Origin of the sequence: Kineococcus gynurae, from assembly GCF_042433995.1 — a bacterium.
Classification (GTDB): domain Bacteria; phylum Actinomycetota; class Actinomycetes; order Actinomycetales; family Kineococcaceae; genus Kineococcus; species Kineococcus gynurae.
Map to the genome: position 1 here is coordinate 838,801 of NZ_JBHLUI010000008.1, position 20,677 is coordinate 859,477.

At 74.3% G+C, this 20,677-nt stretch carries 18 protein-coding genes; 11 read left to right on the forward strand and 7 right to left on the reverse strand.

All coding sequences use genetic code 11. The features are described from left to right. Window positions 1-100 precede the first annotated feature (100 nt). Both ACFFKU_RS10305 and ACFFKU_RS10310 read left to right on the forward strand, forming a co-directional pair. Complete coding sequence (locus ACFFKU_RS10305; protein ID WP_380137672.1) at window positions 101-2,197, forward strand: APC family permease; 2,097 nt, start codon at window positions 101-103, stop codon at window positions 2,195-2,197. Next, the gene (locus tag ACFFKU_RS10310; RefSeq protein WP_380137674.1) at window positions 2,194-3,543 is read left to right on the forward strand and encodes a class I SAM-dependent RNA methyltransferase; all 1,350 of its coding nucleotides are present in this window, start codon (window positions 2,194-2,196) and stop codon (window positions 3,541-3,543) included. Before ACFFKU_RS10305 ends, ACFFKU_RS10310 begins: the two co-directional genes overlap by 4 nt. Window positions 3,544-3,566: 23 nt before the next feature. Here ACFFKU_RS10310 and ACFFKU_RS10315 read toward each other — a convergent pair whose 3' ends face one another. Together ACFFKU_RS10315 and ACFFKU_RS10320 are read right to left on the reverse strand one after the other, a co-directional pair. Continuing rightward, window positions 3,567-3,884 (reverse strand): hypothetical protein, encoded by a 318-nt coding sequence (locus ACFFKU_RS10315; RefSeq protein WP_380137676.1) that lies wholly within the window; start codon window positions 3,882-3,884, stop codon window positions 3,567-3,569. Window positions 3,885-4,055: 171 nt separating this feature from the next. Then, the gene (locus ACFFKU_RS10320) at window positions 4,056-4,487 is read right to left on the reverse strand and encodes a hypothetical protein (RefSeq protein WP_380137678.1); all 432 of its coding nucleotides are present in this window, start codon (window positions 4,485-4,487) and stop codon (window positions 4,056-4,058) included. Between the two features lie 161 nt (window positions 4,488-4,648). On the opposite strand from ACFFKU_RS10320, the gene ACFFKU_RS10325 reads away from it, so the two are divergent. Beyond that, the gene (locus ACFFKU_RS10325) at window positions 4,649-5,362 is read left to right on the forward strand and encodes a GAF and ANTAR domain-containing protein (protein WP_380137680.1); all 714 of its coding nucleotides are present in this window, start codon (window positions 4,649-4,651) and stop codon (window positions 5,360-5,362) included. On the opposite strand, the gene ACFFKU_RS10330 is transcribed toward ACFFKU_RS10325, so the two are convergent. Continuing rightward, on the reverse strand, window positions 5,283-5,765 hold the full coding sequence (locus ACFFKU_RS10330) for an STAS domain-containing protein (protein WP_380137681.1): 483 nt from the start codon (window positions 5,763-5,765) through the stop codon (window positions 5,283-5,285). The two genes, ACFFKU_RS10325 and ACFFKU_RS10330, sit on opposite strands and share 80 nt — an antisense overlap. Before the next feature lie 250 nt (window positions 5,766-6,015). On the opposite strand from ACFFKU_RS10330, the gene acnA reads away from it, so the two are divergent. From acnA to ACFFKU_RS10355, 5 genes are all read left to right on the forward strand, one after another. After that, the gene (gene acnA, locus ACFFKU_RS10335) at window positions 6,016-8,802 is read left to right on the forward strand and encodes an aconitate hydratase AcnA (protein ID WP_380137682.1); all 2,787 of its coding nucleotides are present in this window, start codon (window positions 6,016-6,018) and stop codon (window positions 8,800-8,802) included. Between the two features lie 274 nt (window positions 8,803-9,076). Then, window positions 9,077-11,302, forward strand: a complete 2,226-nt coding sequence (locus ACFFKU_RS10340) for a putative bifunctional diguanylate cyclase/phosphodiesterase (protein WP_380137684.1) — start codon at window positions 9,077-9,079, stop codon at window positions 11,300-11,302. Further along, window positions 11,299-12,162 carry an HDOD domain-containing protein gene (locus ACFFKU_RS10345; protein WP_380137685.1) on the forward strand — a complete coding sequence of 288 codons (864 nt, stop codon included), beginning with the start codon at window positions 11,299-11,301 and terminating at the stop codon, window positions 12,160-12,162. Before ACFFKU_RS10340 ends, ACFFKU_RS10345 begins: the two co-directional genes overlap by 4 nt. Window positions 12,163-12,235: 73 nt before the next feature. Then, complete coding sequence (locus ACFFKU_RS10350; protein WP_380137687.1) at window positions 12,236-12,643, forward strand: ATP-binding protein; 408 nt, start codon at window positions 12,236-12,238, stop codon at window positions 12,641-12,643. Beyond that, window positions 12,640-13,191, forward strand: coding sequence for a GNAT family N-acetyltransferase (locus ACFFKU_RS10355; RefSeq protein WP_380137688.1), 552 nt, complete (start codon window positions 12,640-12,642; stop codon window positions 13,189-13,191). The genes ACFFKU_RS10350 and ACFFKU_RS10355 overlap by 4 nt, the downstream gene beginning before the upstream one ends. Before the next feature lie 37 nt (window positions 13,192-13,228). Here the strand turns inward: ACFFKU_RS10355 and ACFFKU_RS10360 are convergent, their stop codons facing one another. Further along, a complete protein-coding gene (locus ACFFKU_RS10360; RefSeq protein WP_380137689.1) occupies window positions 13,229-13,690 on the reverse strand; it encodes an OsmC family protein in 462 nt (153 codons plus the stop codon). A 487-nt stretch (window positions 13,691-14,177) separates the two neighbouring features. After that, entirely contained in the window at window positions 14,178-15,368 is a 1,191-nt protein-coding gene (locus ACFFKU_RS10365; RefSeq protein ID WP_380137691.1) for a helix-turn-helix transcriptional regulator, read from the reverse strand. Window positions 15,369-15,480: 112 nt separating this feature from the next. Between ACFFKU_RS10365 and ACFFKU_RS10370 the strand changes: the two genes are divergently transcribed. From ACFFKU_RS10370 to ACFFKU_RS10380, 3 genes are all read left to right on the forward strand, one after another. Beyond that, on the forward strand, window positions 15,481-15,921 hold the full coding sequence (locus tag ACFFKU_RS10370; RefSeq protein ID WP_380137692.1) for a RidA family protein: 441 nt from the start codon (window positions 15,481-15,483) through the stop codon (window positions 15,919-15,921). After that, complete coding sequence (locus ACFFKU_RS10375) at window positions 15,921-17,357, forward strand: FAD-binding oxidoreductase (protein ID WP_380137694.1); 1,437 nt, start codon at window positions 15,921-15,923, stop codon at window positions 17,355-17,357. Before ACFFKU_RS10370 ends, ACFFKU_RS10375 begins: the two co-directional genes overlap by 1 nt. A gap of 180 nt (window positions 17,358-17,537) precedes the next feature. Further along, the gene (locus ACFFKU_RS10380; protein ID WP_380137696.1) at window positions 17,538-17,993 is read left to right on the forward strand and encodes a hypothetical protein; all 456 of its coding nucleotides are present in this window, start codon (window positions 17,538-17,540) and stop codon (window positions 17,991-17,993) included. A 75-nt stretch (window positions 17,994-18,068) separates the two neighbouring features. Here the strand turns inward: ACFFKU_RS10380 and ACFFKU_RS10385 are convergent, their stop codons facing one another. Both ACFFKU_RS10385 and ACFFKU_RS10390 read right to left on the reverse strand, forming a co-directional pair. After that, entirely contained in the window at window positions 18,069-18,932 is an 864-nt protein-coding gene (locus ACFFKU_RS10385) for a transporter substrate-binding domain-containing protein (protein ID WP_380137697.1), read from the reverse strand. A 46-nt stretch (window positions 18,933-18,978) separates the two neighbouring features. Further along, complete coding sequence (locus ACFFKU_RS10390; protein ID WP_380137699.1) at window positions 18,979-20,439, reverse strand: methyl-accepting chemotaxis protein; 1,461 nt, start codon at window positions 20,437-20,439, stop codon at window positions 18,979-18,981. Between the last annotated feature and the right edge of the window lie 238 nt (window positions 20,440-20,677).

Consider the following 20,677-nt stretch of genomic DNA (forward strand, 5'->3'; position numbering starts at 1 on the left):
GCCGCGACCGGGCCGTCGCCGGGCCGGCACCGCGCCACCACCGGGCCGCAGACATCGGAACGACGCACAACCGGCCCCGACCGCCGTATCGTCCTCCCACGTGCCATCCCTGACCGATGCGGCCAAGCGCCTGCTGGTAGGCCGTCCCTTCCGCAGCGAGAAGCTGTCCGAGACGTTGCTCCCGAAGCGCATCGCGCTGCCGGTCTTCGCCTCCGACGCGCTGTCGTCCGTGGCCTACGCGCCCGACGAGATCTTCCTGACCCTCTCCATCGCGGGTCTGGCCGCCTACACGCTCTCGCCGTGGATCGCCCTGGCGGTCGTGCTGGTCATGGCGGTCGTCGTGGCCTCCTACCGGCAGAACGTGCACGCCTACCCTTCCGGGGGCGGTGACTACGAGGTCGCGACCGTCAACCTGGGGGCCAACGCGGGGCTCACCGTGGGCAGCGCCCTGCTGGTCGACTACGTCCTCACGGTCGCGGTGTCGGTCTCGTCGGGGGCCCAGTACGCGGCCGCGGCGCTGCCCTTCCTGCGCGGGCACGAGGCGCTGCTGGCCTCGGTGCTGGTGCTGCTGCTGATGACGGTGAACCTGCGCGGGATCCGCGAGAGCGGGGCCGCCTTCGCCATCCCCGTCTACATCTTCATGGCCTCCATCCTGGGCATGACCGCCTACGGCTTCCTGCGCTACGCCCTGGGCGACCTGCCCCTGGCCGAGAGCGCCCGCTTCGACCTCGCCCCCGAGCACGACATCTCCGGTGGCCTGGCCACGCTGGCCGGGGCCTACCTGCTGGCCCGGGCGTTCTCCTCCGGTTGCGCGGCGCTCACCGGGGTCGAGGCCATCTCCAACGGGGTGCCCGCCTTCCGCAAGCCCAAGTCGGCCAACGCGGCGACGACCCTGCTGCTGCTGGGCGTCATCGCGGTCACGATGCTCGTCTCCTCGATCACGCTGGCCAACCTGACCGGGGTCCGCTTCGCCGAGGACCCGGCCCGGCAGCTGCTGGACGACGGGGTGCCGGTGGGCGACTCCTACGTGCAGGACCCGGTCATCGGCCAGCTCGCGGCGACCGTCTTCGACCACTTCCCGATCGCCTTCTACGTCGTGACCGCGGCGACCGGGGTCATCTTGGTGCTCGCCGCCAACACCGCCTTCAACGGCTTCCCGGTGCTGGCCTCGATCCTGGCCAAGGACGGCTTCGCCCCCAAGCAGCTCTCCACCCGCGGCGACCGGCTGGCCTTCTCCAACGGGATCATCGCGCTCGCCGCGGCCGCGGTCGTGCTGATCATCGCCTTCGACGCCGAGGTCACCAAGCTCATCCAGCTCTACGTCGTCGGGGTGTTCGTGTCCTTCACGATGAGCCAGACCGGCATGGTCCGGCACTGGACCCGGCACCTGCGGGGCGAGACCGACCCCAAGGTGCGCGCCCGCATGAAGCGCTCGCGGGTCATCAACTCGATCGGGCTGGCCATGACCGGCAGCGTCCTGGTCATCGTGCTCGCGACGAAGTTCACCCAGGGCGCCTACATCGCGGTCCTGGCCATGGTCTTCGCCTTCGTCAACATGAAGCTGATCCGGCGCCACTACGCCTCGGTGGCCCGCGAGCTCGACATCGCCGACAGCCGGGCGAAGGTCCTGCCCACCGGGGTCCGCGGGGTCGTCCTCGTCTCCAAGCTGCACAAGCCGACCCTGCGGGCGCTCGCCTACGCCCGCGCCGCCCGCCCGGCCGAGCTGGAGGCCGTGACCGTCGCCGTGGACCCGGAGGAGACCCGGGCGCTGGAACGACGCTGGGAGGCGGCCGGACTGCCGCTGCCGCTGACCGTCCTCGACTCGCCCTACCGCGAGGTCACCCGACCCGTCGTCGACCACGTCAAGGCGCTGCGGCAGCGGCACCCGCGCGACCTGGTCGTGGTCTACGTGCCCGAGTACGTCGTCGGGCACTGGTACGAGACGTTCCTGCACAACCAGTCGGCGCTGCGCCTGCGGACCCGGCTGCGGTTCGTCCCCGGCGTGATGGTGGCGAGCGTGCCCTGGCAGCTGCGCAGCTCCGAACGACTGGAGAACCGCCCCGAGCGGGTGGCCCCCGGCATGATCCGCCGCGGCACGTTCGGGCCCTACCCCGGTGACCCGCCGCGCGCGCACGCCGACCCCGCCTCCAACCCGGCCGACGGCCGGGCCGAGCCCGCCGCGCGGGAGGACTCGTGAGGCCGCGTCGGGCCACGCGCCCGCGTCCGGCCGGGGCCGGCTCCGGCGACGCCGTCGGGCAGGTCCTCGAGCTCGAGGTCGGGCCCGTGGCCCACGGCGGGCACTGCGTCGCCCGGCACGAGGGCCGGGTCGTCTTCGTCCGCCACGCCCTGCCCGGCGAGCTCGTCCGGGCGCGGGTGACCGAGGGTGGCGCCACCAAGGGGTTCTGGCGGGCCGACGCCGTCGAGGTGCTGCGCGCCGCCCCCGGCCGGCGACCGGCGCCGTGCCCGGTGGCCCGTCCCGGCGGGTGCGGCGGCTGCGACTTCCAGCACGCCACCCCCGCCACCCAGCGCGACCTCAAGGCGGCCGTCGTCGCCGAGCAGCTGCAGCGCCTGGCCGGGCTCACCCTCGACGTCGTCGTGGAACCGGTCGACCCGGGAACCGTCGTCGGGACCGCGCAGGAGGGGCTGCGCTGGCGACGCCGCACCCAGTTCGCGGTGGACGCCGAGGGACGCCCGGGCCTGCGCCGTCACCGGTCGCACGCGGTCGTCCCGCTGCGCGACTGCCCGATCAGCAGCGAGGCCGTGCTCGGCACCGGCGTCCTGGAGCAGACCTGGGGCGGGGTCGAGACCGTCGAGGTGGCCGCCGGTACCGACGGGCCGCCGCTGCTGGTCGTCCATCCCGCCGCCGGGGCCCACCCGCGCCTGCCGCGCGCGGAGGACGTCTCCCTCGCCGTGCGCACGCCCGGGGGGCTGCACCGGGTCGCCGGGCGCACCTGGGTCGCCGAGACCGTGCGGGTGCGCGAGACCGACCACGCCTTCCGGGTGTCCGGTGCCGGGTTCTGGCAGGTCCACCCGCAGGCCGCGCCGACCCTGGCCGGGGCGGTCCTCGACGCGCTCGACCCCCGTCCCGGCGACCGCTGCCTCGACCTCTACGCCGGGTCGGGGCTGTTCACCGCGGTCCTGGCCGAGGCCGTGGGGCTCACCGGCACCGTCGTCGCCGTCGAGGGCGAGGCCCGCGCGGTCAAGGACGCCCGGCGCTCGCTGCACGGCCGCGACCAGGTCCGGCTCGTGGTCGGCGACGTCGCCCGGGTCCTGGGCACCCCGGACGGGCCCGCCGGGCAGGAGACCGGGGAGCTCGTCGTCCTCGACCCGCCCCGCTCGGGAGCCGGCCGCGAGGTCGTCGGGGCCATCGCCGCGCGCGCGCCGCGGGTCGTCGCCTACGTGGCCTGCGACCCGGCCGCGCTGGCCCGCGACGTGGCCTGGTTCGCCGAGCTCGGGTACCGGCTCGACGGTCTGCGGGCCTTCGACCTGTTCCCCAACACCCACCACGTGGAATGCGTCGCGCGGCTGGTGCCCCTCGGCTGAGGCCGACCCCGGTCCCGCGGGTCTCAGCCCGGCGGGGCGGGGCCCGGGTCGGGTGCGGGGTCGGAGATCCGACGCAGCGCCGGCGGGGTGGGGTGCTCGTCCTCCCCGTGGACCACGGCCATGAGTCCGGTGGGCCAGTACCAGCCCGCCCCGGCCCCGGTGAGGCTCACGGGGTGGACCTGCACCCCGGCCCGGGTGAGCGAGTCGGCGATCGCGTCGGGCAGGACGTCGGGGAGCCCGGCGAGCCGGGACCGGACGTGCTCGTCCTGGCCCTCCCACCAGGTCCGCGCCCGGACGTGCTGCTCGCCGCTCCCGGGGGCGGGCTCGGCCGATGACGTCATCGACGTCTCCTCACACGGAGCACACCCGCGGGCCGTGCCCGGCGCGGTCTCCATCGTCTGCTCGGCGCCCCCGCGTCTGGATGGCGTCCTTGATGGATGCTCACCACCCGCCGACCCGGAGGGGGCTCGGCCGGGGGTCGGGTGAAATCTAGAAGGGGAGCGTTCAACTGTCTAGACGTCGTCGTCGGTGAGCGGGACGCCGTGCGCGGCGCAGGTCCGGCGCACCCAGTCGTCCCAGTCCGTGACCGGCAGCCACACCCGCGTGTGCAGGACGAGGGTCCAGCGGAGCAGGGCGACCACGCTGCGGACCTCCTCGACGGGGATGCTGAACGCGGCGGTGCCGGAGCCCGCGCACCCGTGGTGGCGCACGACCCAGCGCGCCGGGCGGGGCAGGGCCCAGAGCTCCTCCCAGTCCTCCCAGTCCTCCGGGTCGGCACCGGCGGCCACCCGGTCGACCTGGTCGTCGAAGCGACGGACGGCGGCCGGGTAGTCGAGGACGTCGCGCTCGTCGACCCGCAGCTCGCCCTCGCCGTCGCCAACCGGCCGCGCGCAGACGTCGCACGCGTGGGAGAGGTGCCCCCCGGGTTGGAGCCGGCCGACCATGCCTCCAGACTGCGGCCCCGGGCCGTGATCCCGCGTCTCGTGTGGCCGGCCCGGGACCTTGGTCCCGGTCTCGCGACGAGGCCCGCGATCGTTACCCTGGGATCTCCTGGGGTCGCACCGAGGTCGAGCAGCGGCGTCGCGCCCCGTCGGCGGGGAGTCCCATGACCCACGAGCGCACCGATCTCACCTTCCCCTCGTTGGCGGGGGACCTGGCGCGACTGGCCCGCGACCTGCAGCGGGAGTCCGGCCCGCAGGAGGTCGTCGACACGGTCGTGGCCCAGGCCGTCCGGATGGTCGACGGGGCCCAGCACGCCTCCATCGGCCTCGTCCGCGGCCGTCGGCACGTCACCTCGGCCGCGGCGACCGACACCGTCGCCGAGCGGTTCGACGAGCTGCAGGAGGAGCTCGGGGAGGGACCCTGCCTGGACGCCCTGCACGTGGAGCCGGTCGTCTCGGTGGCCGACCTGGCCGCCGAGACGCGATGGCCCCGGCTGGCCGGGGAGGGCCCGCGCCGCCTCGGGGTGCGCAGCATGCTCTGCTTTCAGCTCTTCGTGGCCGGGGAGGTCATGGGCAACCTGAACCTGCTGGCCGACGCCCCCGACACCTTCGACCAGGAGGCGCGGCAGGCGGGGGAGGCGCTCGTCGCGCACGCCGCCCTCGCCCTGGCCGCCTCCCGGCAGATCGAGAACCTGTCCAACGCCCTGGTGAACCGGGACCGGATCGGGCAGGCCAAGGGCATCCTCGTGGAGCGCTTCAAGATCACCCCGGACCAGGCCTTCTCCCTGCTGTCCCGCATCAGCCAGGACCGCAACCAGAAGCTGCACGAGGTGGCGGCCCAGCTGGTCCGGGAGGGGTCGTTGGAACGGCGGGGGTGAGGTCCCCGGTCGGGTGGTCGCACTCCGCGTCCACGCTCGACCCCCCGCCCAGCGTCGCGTCCAGCCCGAAGACGGTGAGCAGCAGGCGGACCGGTGCCCGGGGGGCGGCGACCCGGACCCGGCAGCCCCCGGTCCGGGCCCGCCCGTGCCCGGCGACCAGCGCGCCGAGGCCCGCGCAGTCGAGGAAGTCCACGTCGGCCAGGTCGACCACGACGAGCGGGGCGCACCCCGCCCCGGCCAGGATCGCGTCGAGGAGCACGGGAGCGCTGAGCGCGTCCACCGAGCCGACGGGGTGCAGGACGAGGGCCGACCCCGACCACCGTCGGTCGACGTGCAGCCCCATGTCGGGGCCGGGGCCGGCCTCCGTGGGGGCCGTGCCGGGGGCGTTCGTGCGGTCGGTCATGCGACGCTCCGAGGTGCGAGCGCGGAGCCCACTGGTGGACCTGGGCAGACCGTAGTCCGGAGACACGTTGCGTGACAACGCTGACCTTGTCCCGGTCGGGGAACCCGTGACGCGGACGCGGTCCGGGTGTTATCTTGACGTCGAGATAAATGGAGACGTCCGACGTAGGGGTCGCTGCAGGGTCGCCACGGGGGAGTGGGACGATCGGCGGGACACCAACCCGACGTCGGGCACGAGTAGAGGAGCTCCGGTGAGCCAGAACAGCTTCAAAGCCAAGGCTACCCTAACAGTCGGTGGGACCGAGTACACGATCTTCCGGACCGCTGCGGTCGAGGGCTCCGACACCCTCCCGTTCAGCCTCAAGGTCCTGCTGGAGAACCTGCTCCGGACCGAGGACGGCGCCAACATCACCGCCGACCACATCACCAAGCTGGGGTCCTGGGACCCCGACGCCCAGCCGGACACCGAGATCCAGTTCACGCCCGCCCGCGTGATCATGCAGGACTTCACCGGCGTCCCCTGCATCGTCGACCTCGCCACCATGCGCGAGGCCGTCGCCGAGCTCGGTGGGGACCCGACCAAGGTCAACCCGCTGGCCCCGGCCGAGCTGGTCATCGACCACTCCGTCATCGCCGACGTCTTCGGGCGACCCGACGCGTTCGAGCAGAACGTCGAGATCGAGTACGGCCGCAACCGCGAGCGCTACCAGTTCCTGCGCTGGGGCCAGACCGCGTTCGACGACTTCAAGGTCGTGCCCCCGGGCACCGGGATCGTCCACCAGGTCAACATCGAGCACCTGGCCCGCGTGGTCTTCCCGCGCCAGGTGGGCGGCGAGCTGCAGGCCTACCCCGACACCCTGGTGGGCACCGACTCCCACACCACGATGGTCAACGGCCTCGGGGTGCTCGGGTGGGGCGTCGGCGGCATCGAGGCCGAGGCCGCGATGCTCGGCCAGCCCGTGTCGATGCTCATCCCGCGCGTCGTGGGCTTCAAGCTCAACGGGTCCATCCCGGCCGGAGCCACGGCGACCGACGTCGTGCTCACCATCACCGAGATGCTGCGCAAGCACGGCGTCGTCGGGAAGTTCGTGGAGTTCTACGGCGAGGGCGTCGGGCAGGTCCCGCTGGCCAACCGCGCCACCATCGGCAACATGAGCCCGGAGTTCGGGTCCACCGCGGCGATCTTCCCGATCGACGACGTGACTCTGGATTACCTGCGCCTGACCGGTCGCAGCGACGAGCAGGTCGCCCTGGTCGAGGCGTACACCAAGGAGCAGGGCCTCTGGCACGACCCCTCGACCGAGCCGCGGTTCTCGGAGTACCTCGAGCTCGACCTGTCCACGGTTGTCCCGAGCATCGCCGGCCCGAAGCGTCCGCAGGACCGCATCGTCCTGTCCGAGTCGAAGTCCGCGTTCCGCGGGGCGCTCAAGGACTACGTCTCCCCCGAGGAGAGCGCCACCGACGAGGCGCTGGCCGAGACGTTCCCGGCCTCCGACGCCCCCTCGGCCACGGGTGACGCCGGTGGCGAGCCGGCCGAGACCCCCTCGGCCCCAGGGCGTCCCAGCAAGCGCGTGTCGGTCACCATGGCCGACGGCACGACGACCGAGATCGACCACGGCGCCGTCGCGATCGCCTCGATCACCTCGTGCACCAACACCTCGAACCCCTCGGTCATGGTCGCCGCGGCGCTGCTGGCCAAGAACGCGGTGGAGAAGGGCCTGACCCGCAAGCCGTGGGTGAAGACCTCGCTGGCCCCGGGTTCCAAGGTCGTCACCGACTACTACGACAAGGCCGGGCTGACCCCGTACCTGGAGAAGCTCGGTTTCCACCTGGTCGGGTACGGCTGCGTCACCTGCATCGGGAACTCCGGTCCGCTGCCCGAGGAGATCTCGGCCGCGATCCAGGAGAACGACCTCGCCGTCACCGCGGTCCTCTCCGGGAACCGGAACTTCGAGGGCCGGATCAACCCGGACATCAAGATGAACTACCTCGCCTCCCCGCCGCTGGTCATCGCCTACGCGCTGGCCGGGACGATGGACTGGGACGTCGAGACCGACCCGATCGGCACCGACACCGACGGCAACGACGTGTACCTCAAGGACATCTGGCCCGACGCGGCCGAGGTCGAGCGGGTCATCGGCGAGGCCATCAGCAAGGACATGTTCGTCAAGGACTACGCCGACGTGTTCGCCGGTGACGAGCGCTGGCAGTCCCTGCCCACCCCCGAGGGCAACACCTTCGACTGGGGTTCCGACTCGACCTACGTGCGCAAGCCCCCGTACTTCGAGGGCATGCAGGCGGAGCCGGCGCCGGTCACCGACATCTCCGGGGCGCGCGTCCTGGCCCTGCTCGGCGACTCGGTCACCACCGACCACATCTCCCCGGCCGGTTCCATCAAGCCCGACAGCCCCGCGGGCCTGTACCTCTCCGGGCACGGCGTGGAGCGGCAGGACTTCAACTCCTACGGGTCCCGCCGCGGGAACCACGAGGTGATGATCCGCGGGACGTTCGCCAACATCCGGTTGAAGAACCAGCTGCTGGACAACGTCTCCGGGGGTTTCACCCGCGACTTCACCAACGGTGGCGAGCAGGCCGCGATCTACGACGCGGCCCAGAACTACGCGGCCCAGGGCACCCCGCTGGTGATCCTCGGCGGCAAGGAGTACGGCTCCGGTTCCTCCCGCGACTGGGCGGCCAAGGGCACCGCGCTGCTGGGGGTCAAGGCCGTCATCACCGAGAGCTTCGAGCGGATCCACCGCTCGAACCTCATCGGGATGGGCGTCGTCCCGCTGCAGTTCCCCGCGGGGGAGTCGGCGGCCTCGCTCGGCCTCGACGGCACGGAGACCTTCGACGTCTCCGGCATCACCGAGCTGAACGAGGGGCGCACCCCCTCGACCGTGAAGGTGACCGCCACCAAGGAGTCCGGCGAGACGGTGGAGTTCGACGCGGTCGTCCGCATCGACACCCCCGGTGAGGCCGACTACTACCGCAACGGCGGCATCCTGCAGTACGTGCTGCGGTCGCTGACCCGGGTCTGAGCCCCGGTCCTCCTCCGACGCGCGAGCGTCGACCACCCGCAGGGCGGTCCCGGTGACGGGGCCGCCCTGCGGCGTTCCCGGAGGAATCCCGCCCGGTTCCCGGCCCGTGCGCGGTCCCGGGTCGTCACGCGCTGCTGCGGGTTCCCCCCGCGGGGGTCACCCGTACGGCGCACCACCGCGCCACCGTGGTTCAGGTCGTCGCCGAGCGTGCCGATCAACCGGTCAGCGGCACCCACGGACGGGTGCCGGATCGACGACACGGACGGCGGCGGGCATGAACGAGGACGGACGGGACCGGCACGGCGACGGGGTGCCCTCCTCGGTCGTCGACGCCCTGCTGCGCGCCGCGCGCGTCGCCGACGATCCGCTGCTGGTGACCACCGTCGCGGCCCACCGTCCGGCCGCCGAGGCCCGCATCACCTGGAGCAACCAGGCGGCGCTGGACCTCCTCGGACCCGCCGCGGGGGAGGGTGCGCCCCTCGCCCGGTTGCTGCCCGGTCTCGACCTGGCCTCCCTCCTGCACCCCGAGCGCGCTTCCCGGCTCACCGCCTCGGCCGCGGGTGCCCGCGGGGAGCGGGTGGACACCGAGATCGTCGCGTCCCCGGGCCCGGTCCCGCCGCCGCTGCCCTCGCTGCGGCCCGCCGAGCGGTCCTGGGTGCTGCGGGTCCTGCCCACCGACGAGGCGCAGCGCGTCACCGGGCTGCGGGTCTCCGAGGAACGTTTCGCGACCCTCGCCCAGGGGTCTCCCGTCGCCACCGTCGTCTCCGACGTCGGGGCCCGGCTCTCCCACGTCAACGATGCCTTCCTGACCCTGCTGGGGGTCACCGCGGAGGAGGTGCTCGGCACCCGGTGGCTGACCCACGTCGCCGACGAGGACCGCGCGGGCGTCATCTCGGCGGTGACCGACGCGTTGGCCGGTGAGCCCGCCGAGATCGAGGTCCGCATGCAGACCCGGTCGGGCGCGCTGCGCTGGACCCACCTGCGCCTGGTCCCTTCGCGCAGCCCCGGTCACGGTGCGGGCTTCATCGCCACGCTGGAGGACATCACCGACCGACGGGCCCGGGAGCACCGGCTCACCTACCAGGCCCGGCACGACCTGCTGACCGGGCTGCCGAACCGTCTGGCGCTGCTGGAACGGCTCACCGAGCTGCTGGAGGTCTCCGGGCGCGCCCCCGGCGGGCGTTCCGAGGTGGCGGGGGCCGCGGTCCTGCTGGTCGACCTGGACGACTTCAAGATCGTCAACGACGGGCTGGGCCCGGACGCGGGTGACGAGGTGCTGGTCGAGCTCGCCCGCCGGCTGCAGTCCTGCGTGCGGGCCGGGGACCTGGTCGCCCGGCCGGGCGGCGACGAGTTCGTCCTGCTCTGCCACGGCGTGCCTGACCTGCCGGCCGTCGAGGCGACCGTGCGCCGCGTGCTGGCCGCGGTGCAGGCGCCGGTCGACGTCGACGGCGTCTCCCTGCGCCTGGACGCCGGGGTCGGGGTCGTCCGGCTCGCCACCGCGCGCGGCTGCGCCGAGGAGGTCGTGCGCGACGCCGACATCGCCGCCCACGAGGCGAAGAGCCCCGCACCGGGACGAGGTGCCCGGCCCGGCCGCTGGGTCGTCGTGGACGACGAGGTGCGGGCCCGTGCGCACCACACGCTGCGCCTGATCGCCGACCTGCGCCGGGCCCTGGCCTCGGCGACCCTCGACGTGCACTACCAACCGATCGTGCGCGCCCGCGACCGCGGCGACCGAGGCGACGTCGTCTCGGTCGAGGCGCTCTGCCGGTGGCAGCACCCGGAGTTCGGGTCCATCGACCCGCAGGTCTTCATCCAGGTCGCCGAGCGCAGCAACCTGGTCCCGGCGGTCGACGGCGCGGTCCTGCGTCGCGCCCTGCAGGACCTCGCCGCCTGGCGGGCCGCGCACCTGCGCGGTGAGCTGCCGCGCTGCCCCGACCACGTGGCGGTCAACGTCTCGGCCCTGTCCTTGGTCGCCCCCGGCTTCGCCGACGCGGTGCGGGCCGCGGTGGCGGGCGCCGGGCTGCGACCGACCGACCTCTGCCTGGAGGTCACCGAGACGACCCTGGCGGGCGACCTCAGCGCCTGCCGGGCGGTCCTGGAGGAGCTGCGCGCCCTCGGGGTCCGGGTCGCCATCGACGACTTCGGCACCGGGTACTCCTCGCTGGCCTACCTGCGCGGGCTGCCCGCCGACCACCTCAAGATCGACCGCGCCTTCGTGGCCGACCTGCGCGGCCCCGGCCCCGACTCCACCACCGCCCGCGCGGTCGTCGCGGCCGTGGTCGCCCTGGCCCGGGCCCTGGACCTGGTGGTCGTGGCCGAGGGGGTGGAGACGTTCGAGCAGGAGCGCGTCCTGGCCGACCTCGGCTGCGACCTGCTCCAGGGCTTCCTCTACGCCCGACCGCAGAGCGCCGCGCAGCTGCGCAGCCTGCTGCGCGGACCCGAGGTCCTGACCGCGACCGCGGGCCGCGGGGTCGTGCGCCCGCGGACGGCACGCCCGTGACCGCCGCGGGGTCCCGGCCGCGTCCCCCGGAGACGTCGTGGGGGTACTCCGCCCCCGGGGGCGAGGTGCTCGGCCGCGTGTCCGCCTGCATCGACGACCTGCCCGCCCAGCGGCCCGTGTCGGCCAGGGTGATCGCGGCCGCCGGCGACGAGGAGACCGACGCGGCCTCCCTGGGTGCCACGGTGTCCCTGGACCCGGCCCTGACCGCCCGGTTGCTGACCCTGGCCAACTCGGCCTGGTACGGACTGTCCGGTCGGGTGTCGCGCCCGGCGTTCGCCGTCTCCGTCGTGGGCTTCTCCACGGTCCGCTCGCTCGCGGTGGGGGCCATGGTCGAGCTCGACGACCCCGTCCTCGACGTCCTGGGCGGGTTCTGGGAACGCAGCGTGCTCACCGCGGTCGCCGCCGGCCACGTCGCCGAGCAGGTGGGGGCGCGGGCCAACGACGCGTTCAGCCTCGGGCTGCTCGCGCGGCTCGGGCAGGTGCTGCTGCTGCGGTGCGACCCCGAGCACTACTCCGCCCTGCTGCTGGAGGCGCGCGACCGCGGCGAGGTGCTCACCGCCGAGACGCTGCACTACGGCGCCGACCACCTGCGGGTCGGGGCCGAGGCGCTGGCCGCCTGGGCCTTCCCCGCAGAGTTCCCCGAGGCCCTGCACGCCGTCGAACGGCACGGGTGGGCCTCGACGCTCACCGTCGCGGTGCGGCTCGGGCTCGAGATCGCCGAGCGGATCGGCGATCCCGAGCGGGTCCCGGTCCCCCTGGAGGCGTTGAGCAGCGGGCGGCTGGGCGAGCCCGACCTGGAGATCCTGCGACCCGGGATCGTCGCGACCGCCGCCGACCTGTCCCGGTTGCTGGCCGGCTGATCCCTGCTCGCCCGCGCCCGTCCCCGGTCGACGCGTCGGGGCCGCGTCGCCCGGCCCCGATCGAGACGGCAGGATGGGCCGCGTGTGCGATGCGACACCCGCGGCCGAGCTGAGCCTGCCGCAGGAGCAGGGTTCGGCCCGGGCCGCCCGTCGGTTCCTCTCTGAGGCCTCCTGCCCCGTCCACCGGGCGCGGGCGCTCGACGAGGCGCAGCTGCTCGTCACCGAACTCGTCACCAACGCCGTCCGCTACGGCTGCCCGCCCTTGACCGTGCGCGTCGAGTGCGACGGCGGCACCGGTCTGCGGGTGTGGGTGGGCGACGGGGCCGAGGATCTTCCCGTGCGACGCGAGGTGCCGCTGGAGGCCGAAGGGGGCCGCGGCGTCGCCCTCGTCGACATCCTTTCCGACCGCTGGGGGGTGCTGCCCCGGCGCGACCCGTTCACGGGGCCGGGCGGCAAGATCGTCTGGTTCGTCCTCTCGTGAGCGTCGAACGCACCCGGGTCGACCTCGTCACCGAGGCCGACGTGCCCGACCTCGTCGCCGTGCTGCGCGACAACTGGCCGTTCCTGGCCCCCTTCGAGCCGCAGCGCGACCCCGCCTACTTCACCGAGGAGTACCAGCTCGGTCTCGTCCGGCACCTGCTCGCCGAGCACGCCCATGGCCGGGCCGTCCCGCTGGCGATCCGCTACGCCGACCGCCTGGTCGGACGGATCACCCTCTCCGACATCGTCCGCGGGCCGTTCCAGTCGGCCACCGTCGGCTACTTCGTGGCCGAGGCCGTCAACGGCCGGGGGGTCGCGACGGAGGCGGTCGCGCGGGCCGCCTCGGAGGCGTTCGGGCCGCTCGGCCTGCACCGCCTCCAGGCGGCCACACTGCTCTCCAACACGGCCTCTCAGGCCGTGCTCAAACGCAACGGGTTCGAGCGCATCGGGCTGGCCCGTCGCTACCTGCGCATCGCCGGGCGCTGGCAGGACCACGTCCTCTACCAGCTCATCCGCGACGAGAATCCGGCGGGCGCGCCCGCCCGCTGACCGGTCGGTCGGGCGGGCGCGCCGGCGGGGTCGACGGTCAGGCCAGGTCGACCCGGCTCCACTCGCTGCTGAACGCGAGGCCGCTGCGCTTGAACAGCTGGGTGACCGGGCAGCGCCGCTCGGTCTCCTCGCGCAGCCGCGCGAACGTCGCCTCGTCCGCGTCGGTCTGCACCTGCACCTGGACGTGCACGCTGTCGAAGTTGGCGTTGCCCTCGGCGCCGGTCGCGATGACGGCCGGGTCGAGATCCCCCTGCACGTGGAACTCCCACGTGCCGAGCGTCAGCCCGAGCCCCCGGGCGACCAGGCTCCCGGTGACCTGGTTGCACGACGTCAGCGCGCCCAGGGCGTAGCTGAGGGGGCTCGGGTCGGCGTCGGCGCCGCCGAAGGCGGGCAGGGTGTCGGCGCGGAACTCGTGCGGGACGTCCCCCGCCGCGGTCAGCGACTGGGCCACCCCCGTCCCGGTGGCGGACACGACGAAGGGTACGGTACGGCTGCTCACGGAGGTGCTCCCGGGGAGGTCAGGGGACGCGGTCGGACGGACGACGATCACGGTAGGTCGGGTCGACTCACGGGGCACCCCGGCGGCCTGCCCCCGACGGTGCGGACAGGTGGGCCGGGGTGAGGCGGTGAGGCGGTGAAGACCTGGTGGTCGGAACCCGGCCCACCGGCCTGCTCAGCGGCGCGGCTGCTGCCCCGAACCGGTCAGCTTCTGGATGATCTTGCCGAGGACGGCTCCCTTGAGGAGACCCTTCAGAATGCCCATGGTCGTTCTCCCGGTGCTGTCGAGGTGGTCGCGGCGGGTGTTCCCGCCATACGCTCGAAGGGCATTCGTACCGGGTCCGGGCCACCGCCGCGACCCGGAAGTCGTTGCCGCAGCGCACGATGAGCCTCGCTCGGTCGTCCGCGCGAACCGGACCCGGACCATGACGACGCGGGTCGGCCGTGCCCGTGCAGGGCGGGACGAGGACGCCGGCCCACCGCGGAACTCAGCCGAAGAATCCCGAGGGGCCGGGCGTCGACCCCGGACCCATCCGCGGCACGTACTCCTCGGTGAACACCTTGGCCGTCAGTTCCCGCCGGCTACGGACCCCGACCTTGGCGAACACCGACTTGAGGTGGTCCTGCACCGTCCAGCCGGACAGGTGCAGGCGCGCCGAGATCTCCGCGGTCGACGAGCCGCCCAGGACCAGGGCGACGACGTCCTGCTCCCGCGGGGTGAGCCCGTGGGCGGCCACCAGCAGCGGCAGCACCTCGGCCGCGCCCGCGTCCTCGATCGTGACGGCGATCGCGGGGGCGGCCCCGTCGGCGTGGGCGGCCATGGGGGACGCGCTCAGCACCATCCACCGTCCCGACGCGGTCCGGACCCGCACCCGCGGCGCCCACGTCCGTCGCCCCTGCCCGAACCGCCGGGCCGCCTTGACCACCGACTGCACGGGCATCGGCAGTTCCGACCGGCCGACGGGACCGCCCCCGAGGGCGGCGATGCGCGCCCCCGCCGCGGCGTTGGCGGAGAGCACCCCCCCGCGCAGGTCGACCAGGAGCACGCCGGTGCCGAGCCCCGCCCCGCCGTCGCCGTCCGCCCCGCCGTCGGTGGCGTCGACGACCCCGGAGGGGGCCAGTGCGGCCACGGTCGACGTCACGAGACAGGCCCGCAACCCCCGCGCGAGCACCGGCGACACCGAGGAGAGGAAGTCCATCTCGGCCTCGTTGAACGTCCTGACCCGCGTGCCGTCGTCCCGGAACAGGGCGAGCAGCGCCCAGAGCTGCCCGTCCACGGTGGCGGCCGCCCGCAGCTCGTCGGTCACCGCCCACGTCGGGTGGAAGAAGTTCTCGTACCGCAGGCACCGCAACGGGTCCCCGGCCGTCTCGCGGTGCACGGTGGTCACCCCGCCGTCGCGCTCCAGCAGGTCGCGGTAGTCGTAGAGGTCGTCGACGACGTACTCGTGGAACGCCCACAACTCGTCCTCGGCCGGGGCGACGTCGGCCATGGTGCCGACCTTGTGGGCCCCGGTCGCGAGCTGGGTGCGCGGGTCGATCGTGGCGACGCAGGCCGCGGCGAAGGGGACGGCCCGACCGACGACCTCCAGGGCGCTGCGCACGAACGAGACGGTGCCGAGCCCCGCGACGGCGACGGCCTCGAGCTGCTCGCGGGTGCGTTCGGTGGGGGTCGACCTCACGCCGCGAGCCTAGGCACGAACGGCCCCGGTGTGACCCCCAGATTCCTGGGGTCGCGACGACCCCGACCGCTGGGATGTCGGCGCCCCGCCCCGCCGGGCCACCGTCGTCGGCATGACGACGAGTCCGACGACCCCTGCGCCCGTCCCGCCGACCCCCCTCCGGACCGATCCGGTCCGCATCAACCCGACCACCTGGAACCAGTTCCTCGGTTTCGACCAGGCCCAGCTGCGCCCCGCGCCGAGCACCTGGCTGACGCTCGCCGGGCAGGGTCCGACCGACGCCGAGGGGCGCCTGCAGCACGCGGGCGACGTCCCCGCGCAGCTCGCCCGCTGCCTCGACAACGTCGAGGACCTGCTGGGCCGGGCCGGGTTCACCTTCGCCGACGTGCTGACGATGACGGTGTGGACCACCGACGTCGACGCCGTCCTCGCCGGCTACGACGTCCTGATTCGGCGTCTCGCCCCGGCCACCCCGCCCGCGACCCTGGTCGGGGTCCAGCGGCTGGCGCTCGCGGGCATGGCCGTCGAGATCACCGTCCAGGCGGGTCGGTGATGGGCGCCCTCTCGCGCGGCAGCGTCCTGCGGCTGCTCTCCGCCGTCCCGTTCCTGACCGTCCTCGGCGCCACCCCGGCCCGGGCCGACGCCGCCCGACGGCCCGGACGCGGCCCGGACGCGGGGGCGATCCTCGCGGGCGTGCGCGGTCCCGTCCTGCGCCCCGGGGACGACGGCTGGTCCGAGGAGGTCGGCGGGTTCAACCTCGCGCACACCCCCGTCCCGGACCTGGTCGTGGGGGCGGCCTCGGCCGACGACGTGGCCCTGGCCGTCCGATGGGCCCGGGCCACCGGGCACCGGGTCAGCACCCAGGCCACCGGGCACGGGCTCCGCGGCGACCTGGCCGGCACCGTGCTGGTGAGCACCCGTCGTCTGGACCGGGTCGTGGTCGACCCGCGGGCCCGGACCGCCCGGATCGGTGCGGGGGTGCGGTGGCGGCAGGTCGTCGAGGCCGCCGCCCCGCACGGGTTGGCGCCGCTCTCGGGGTCGTCCTCGGCGGTGGGGGCCGTCGGCTACACCCTGGGCGGCGGGGTCGGCCTGCTGTCGCGCCGCTACGGCTTCGCGGCCGACCGGGTCCGCTCGCTGGAGGTGGTCACGGCCGACGGGCACCGCCGACCGGTCGACGTCCTGCACCACCCCGACCTGTTCTGGGCGTTGCGGGGGGCCCGCGACGGGTTGGCGGTGGTGACGGCCATGACGATCGACCTCGTCCCGGTGAGCAGCGTGCAGGGCGGCGGGATCTTCTTCGACGGGTCGGCGGCCGCGCCCGTGCTGCACGCGTGGCGGACGTGGGCCGCGAGCCTGCCTGACCACGTCGGCACGTCCCTCGCCTTCCTCCGGCTGCCCCCGGACCCGGCCCTGCCCGAGCCGCTGCGCGGTCGGTTCGTCGTCCACGTGCGGTTCGTCTCGACGGGGACGGCGGCCGAGGCCGAGGCGCTGCTGCGCCCGGTGCGGGCGGCCGCCCCGGCGCTGCTGGACTCGGTGGGTGACCTGCCGTGGACCGCGGTGGACGCCGTGCACGGCGACCCGACGCAGGCCATGCCCGCGGTCGAGTCCGGGACCGGGGTGCGCGACCTCGACCGCGCGGCCGCCGAGGCGCTGCTGGCCCGGGTCGACGCCACCAGCGGCTGCGTGCTGGCCATGGTCGAGCTGCGGCGGTTGGGCGGGGCCATGGCCCGCCCGGCACGGGTGCCCGACGCGGCCACCGGCCGCGGGGCGGCCTTCTCGGTGATGGGGCTCGGGGTCCCCGCCGGACCGGGCGCCGAGCTCGTCGGGCCTCAGCTGGCCGCCCTGCGCGCGGCGGTCGGGCCGTGGTCGGTCCCGGGTCCGCTGAACCTGGCCGGGGCGGGTGACCACACCGGGCTCTGGACCCCCGGCGACCGCGCCCGGTTGGCCGCGATCCGGCGCCGGCACGACCCCTGCGGCACCCTCGCCTGACGTCGCCCCCGGGTGGGGGGGTGCTGTGCCACCCGTTTCGAGTGGCGGTGATGATCCCCTGCGTTACTTTACGGTGTAAGCGCGGGGCGGGCGGGCCGGTTCACCGGGTCCGCAGGGGGCCGTCCGATCGCCCGACGTCGTCGCCGGGCGAGCGCACCCGTACCGACCCGGAGGCGTCCCGTGGCCCGCACCCTGTCCCGCAGCCTGTCCCGCCGGAACTCGCTCTCGCTCAGCCGGTCTCGCTCCCGGTCCCGCCGTCGACCCGGCTCGGGCCGCGTCTCACCCCGCGTGGTGGCGGGGCTCGTCGCCGTGGCGCTGATCATCGCGAACGTGCTCCTGGTCCTCGGACCCGTCCTCGGGCTGGTCGGTGCCGTCGCCGGGAGCGGACCGGTCGTCGACATCCCCTACCTGAGCATGACCGTGCTCACCGTCCTCGGGTTCGTGATCGCGCTGCTCCTCGCCGGCCTGGCCTACCTCACCTACCGCCCGGCGCTGCGCTGGACGGCCGTCGTCCTTGCCTGGCTGGTCTCGTTGCTCGCCTCGGTCTGGCCGATCGTCGCGACCGCCGACGCGGCCGTCGACCGCCTCCGCGACATCCTCCCGTGGATCACCGAGACGATCCGCACCCTCGGCTGAACCCGTCGGTCGCGCCGGCCGTGCTCCCGACGTCGGCGCGGCGGGGGGCGTGGAGCCCGTCGAGCTCCCGACGGGTCAGGCGCCGCCGTTGATCGCGGTCGTGCGCAGGGCGCCGTCGGTCACGCCGTACTTCTCGAGGATGGCGTCGTAGGTCCCGTCGGCGATGGCGTCCTGGAGCGCGTGCTGGACGGCGTCGCGCAGGGCGACGCGGTCCTTGGCGAACCCGTACCCCCAGGGCTGGCTCTGCCAGGGTTTGCCGACGGCCTGGAACTTCCCGCCGGAGTCGGCCACCATCTTGGCGCCCGCGGGCAGACCCTCGACCCCCATGTCGGCCCGGCCGGCCGCGATCTCGTCGGCGCTCTTCAGGTAGTCGACCTCGACCAGGCTGATCGCGGGTTTCCCGGCGGCGCTGCAGAGGGCCGACTGGCCGGTGACGATGTCGGCCTCGGTGGTGTCCGGGGCCGCGGCCATGCGCAGGCCGCACCAGTTCTCGGGCTGCTGCCAGGCGGAGTGGTCACCGGGGCCGGCGAGGACCAGTTCGCCCGCGTAGAAGACGTCGACGAAGTCCACGTCCTTCTGCCGGTCGGCCTTGTCGGTCATCGAGGCGCCGATGACGTCGATCGAGTGGGAGACCGCGGCCGGGCGCAGGTCGCCGAACGAGACGTCCTGGAACTGCGCCTTCAGGCCGAGGCGGCGGGCCACGTCGGTGAGGATCTCGACGTTGACCCCCGCGTAGGTGCCGTTCTCCTGGTACTCCATCGGCGGGTAGGTGGGGTCGGTGCCGATGGTCAGGACACCGGCGGTGACCAGGGGCAGGGTCGCCTGCGCCGGGGCGCTGCTCGTGCCGGCGGCGGCGTCCCCGCCGTACCCGGCGGTGGCGAGCAGCAGCGGGAGCGCGGCGGTCAGGGCGACGGTGGTCAGGGCGCGACGACGGCGCACGGGGATCTCCTGTTCGGGGGATGGGGCCGGGGGGTGGGGCCGGGGGTCAGACGGTGAACTTGCGGAGTTCCTGCTCCAGGGCGTTCGCGGCGGCGGCGACGCGCCCGGCCGTGCCCGAGTTCTGCGACCCGCGCCGGGCGGTCCCGCCGACCGGGCCGGCGGCGATGGCCTCGACGCTGCGCATCATCTCCCGGGTGGTCGCGGTCTGTTCCTCGACGGCGCTGGCGACGGTCGCCTGCAGGTCGCTGATGCGTTCGACCACCCCGCGGATCGTGCGGATGGCGGTGTCGGCGGCGGCCGCGTCCTGCTGCGCCGCAGCCACCTTGGCGATGATGCCCTCGGACGTGCGGGCCGACTCGGAGGCGAGTTCCTTGACCTCGCTGGCCACGACGGCGAAACCCTTGCCGAACTCCCCGGCGCGGGCGGCCTCGATGGTCGCGTTCAGGGCGAGGAGGTTCGTCTGCTCGGCGATCGAGGTGATGACCTTGACGATGTCGCCGATCTCGGAGGACGACTGCGCCAGCCCCTGGACGGTGCCGACCGCCTCCTCCACGGCGGCGACGGCGTCGGCCGCCACCTGGCTGGCCTCGTTCGTGGCCGAGGCGATCTCGCCGATCGCGCTGGACATCATGCCGCTGGACTCGTGGAGCGAACCCGACACCGACGTGAGGTCGTCGGCCGAGTCCGACATCTCGTTGCTGACCCGGCCCACCTCGGCGAACATCTGGGCCAGTTTGTCCAGCGCGGTGTTCAGTGCGGCGATCATCTGCCCGATCTCGTCGGCCTGGCCGACGTCCCCGCGCCGGTCCAGGCGTCCCCCGGCCACGTCCTGCAGGATCTGCACGGTGCTGCGCAGCCGGCGGCGCAGGGCGCGGGTGATGGCGAGCGCCAGCAGCGCGAGGACCGCGGTGACGACGACGCTGGCCGACACGGTCGACCACAGCCCCTGCGCCTTGGCCGATCCGGCGGCGTCGACGGCGGCCTGCTGCTCGGCGGCGGCCGCCTCGACGATCTCGGGCACGGCGGCCGAGAGGATGTCGGCTTCCTTGGCGAACGCGGGCATCGCGGCCTTGGCCGCCGTCTGCCCCGGGTCGGTGATCTCGTAGTTCGACAGCGACACCACGCGCTGGCCCAGGGTCACGACGGTCTCGGTCTGCGTCAGCAGCTGCTCGGCCTGGGTGCGGACGTCGCCGGTGGAGACCGCGGCGAGGTCGCGCAACGCGGTGCGCAGGGCGATCGCGTCCTGGCCGAGGTCGGTGATCGCCGACTGCCGCTGCGCGGCGTCGGTGGTGACGAGGGACGTCATGACGTCGCCGCGGAGGCGGGCCTGGGCGGCGTCCACCCTCTCGGCCAGGGCCGAGGCCCGGTCGGCCGCGACGAGCTCGGCCTGCGCGGAGTTCTGGCGGTGGGAGCTGAGGACGCCGATCCCGCCCACGCTCACCACCCCGACCGCGCCCACGGCCGAGAGCAGGAGGAGCCGCGCCGCGATCGTCGACGTGCGGGTCACGGTCGGAGCGTCGGTCGTGCGGTCGTGCGTGCGCGTCATCGCTGTCGTCTCCGGGGGGGCGCGGTGAGGGAGCTCTCGTCGTTCTAGAACTCGGATCACCGCCGCCCCGACTTGACCCGTCCGGTGCAGGAATCACGGACCCCCGGATGCATCGGACCTCCCGGTGCGGGTCGGCTCCCGGTCCCACCGTCGGCTGCGTCCCGGACCATCCCGGGCGTCGCGCCGTCGTCGTCCCGCC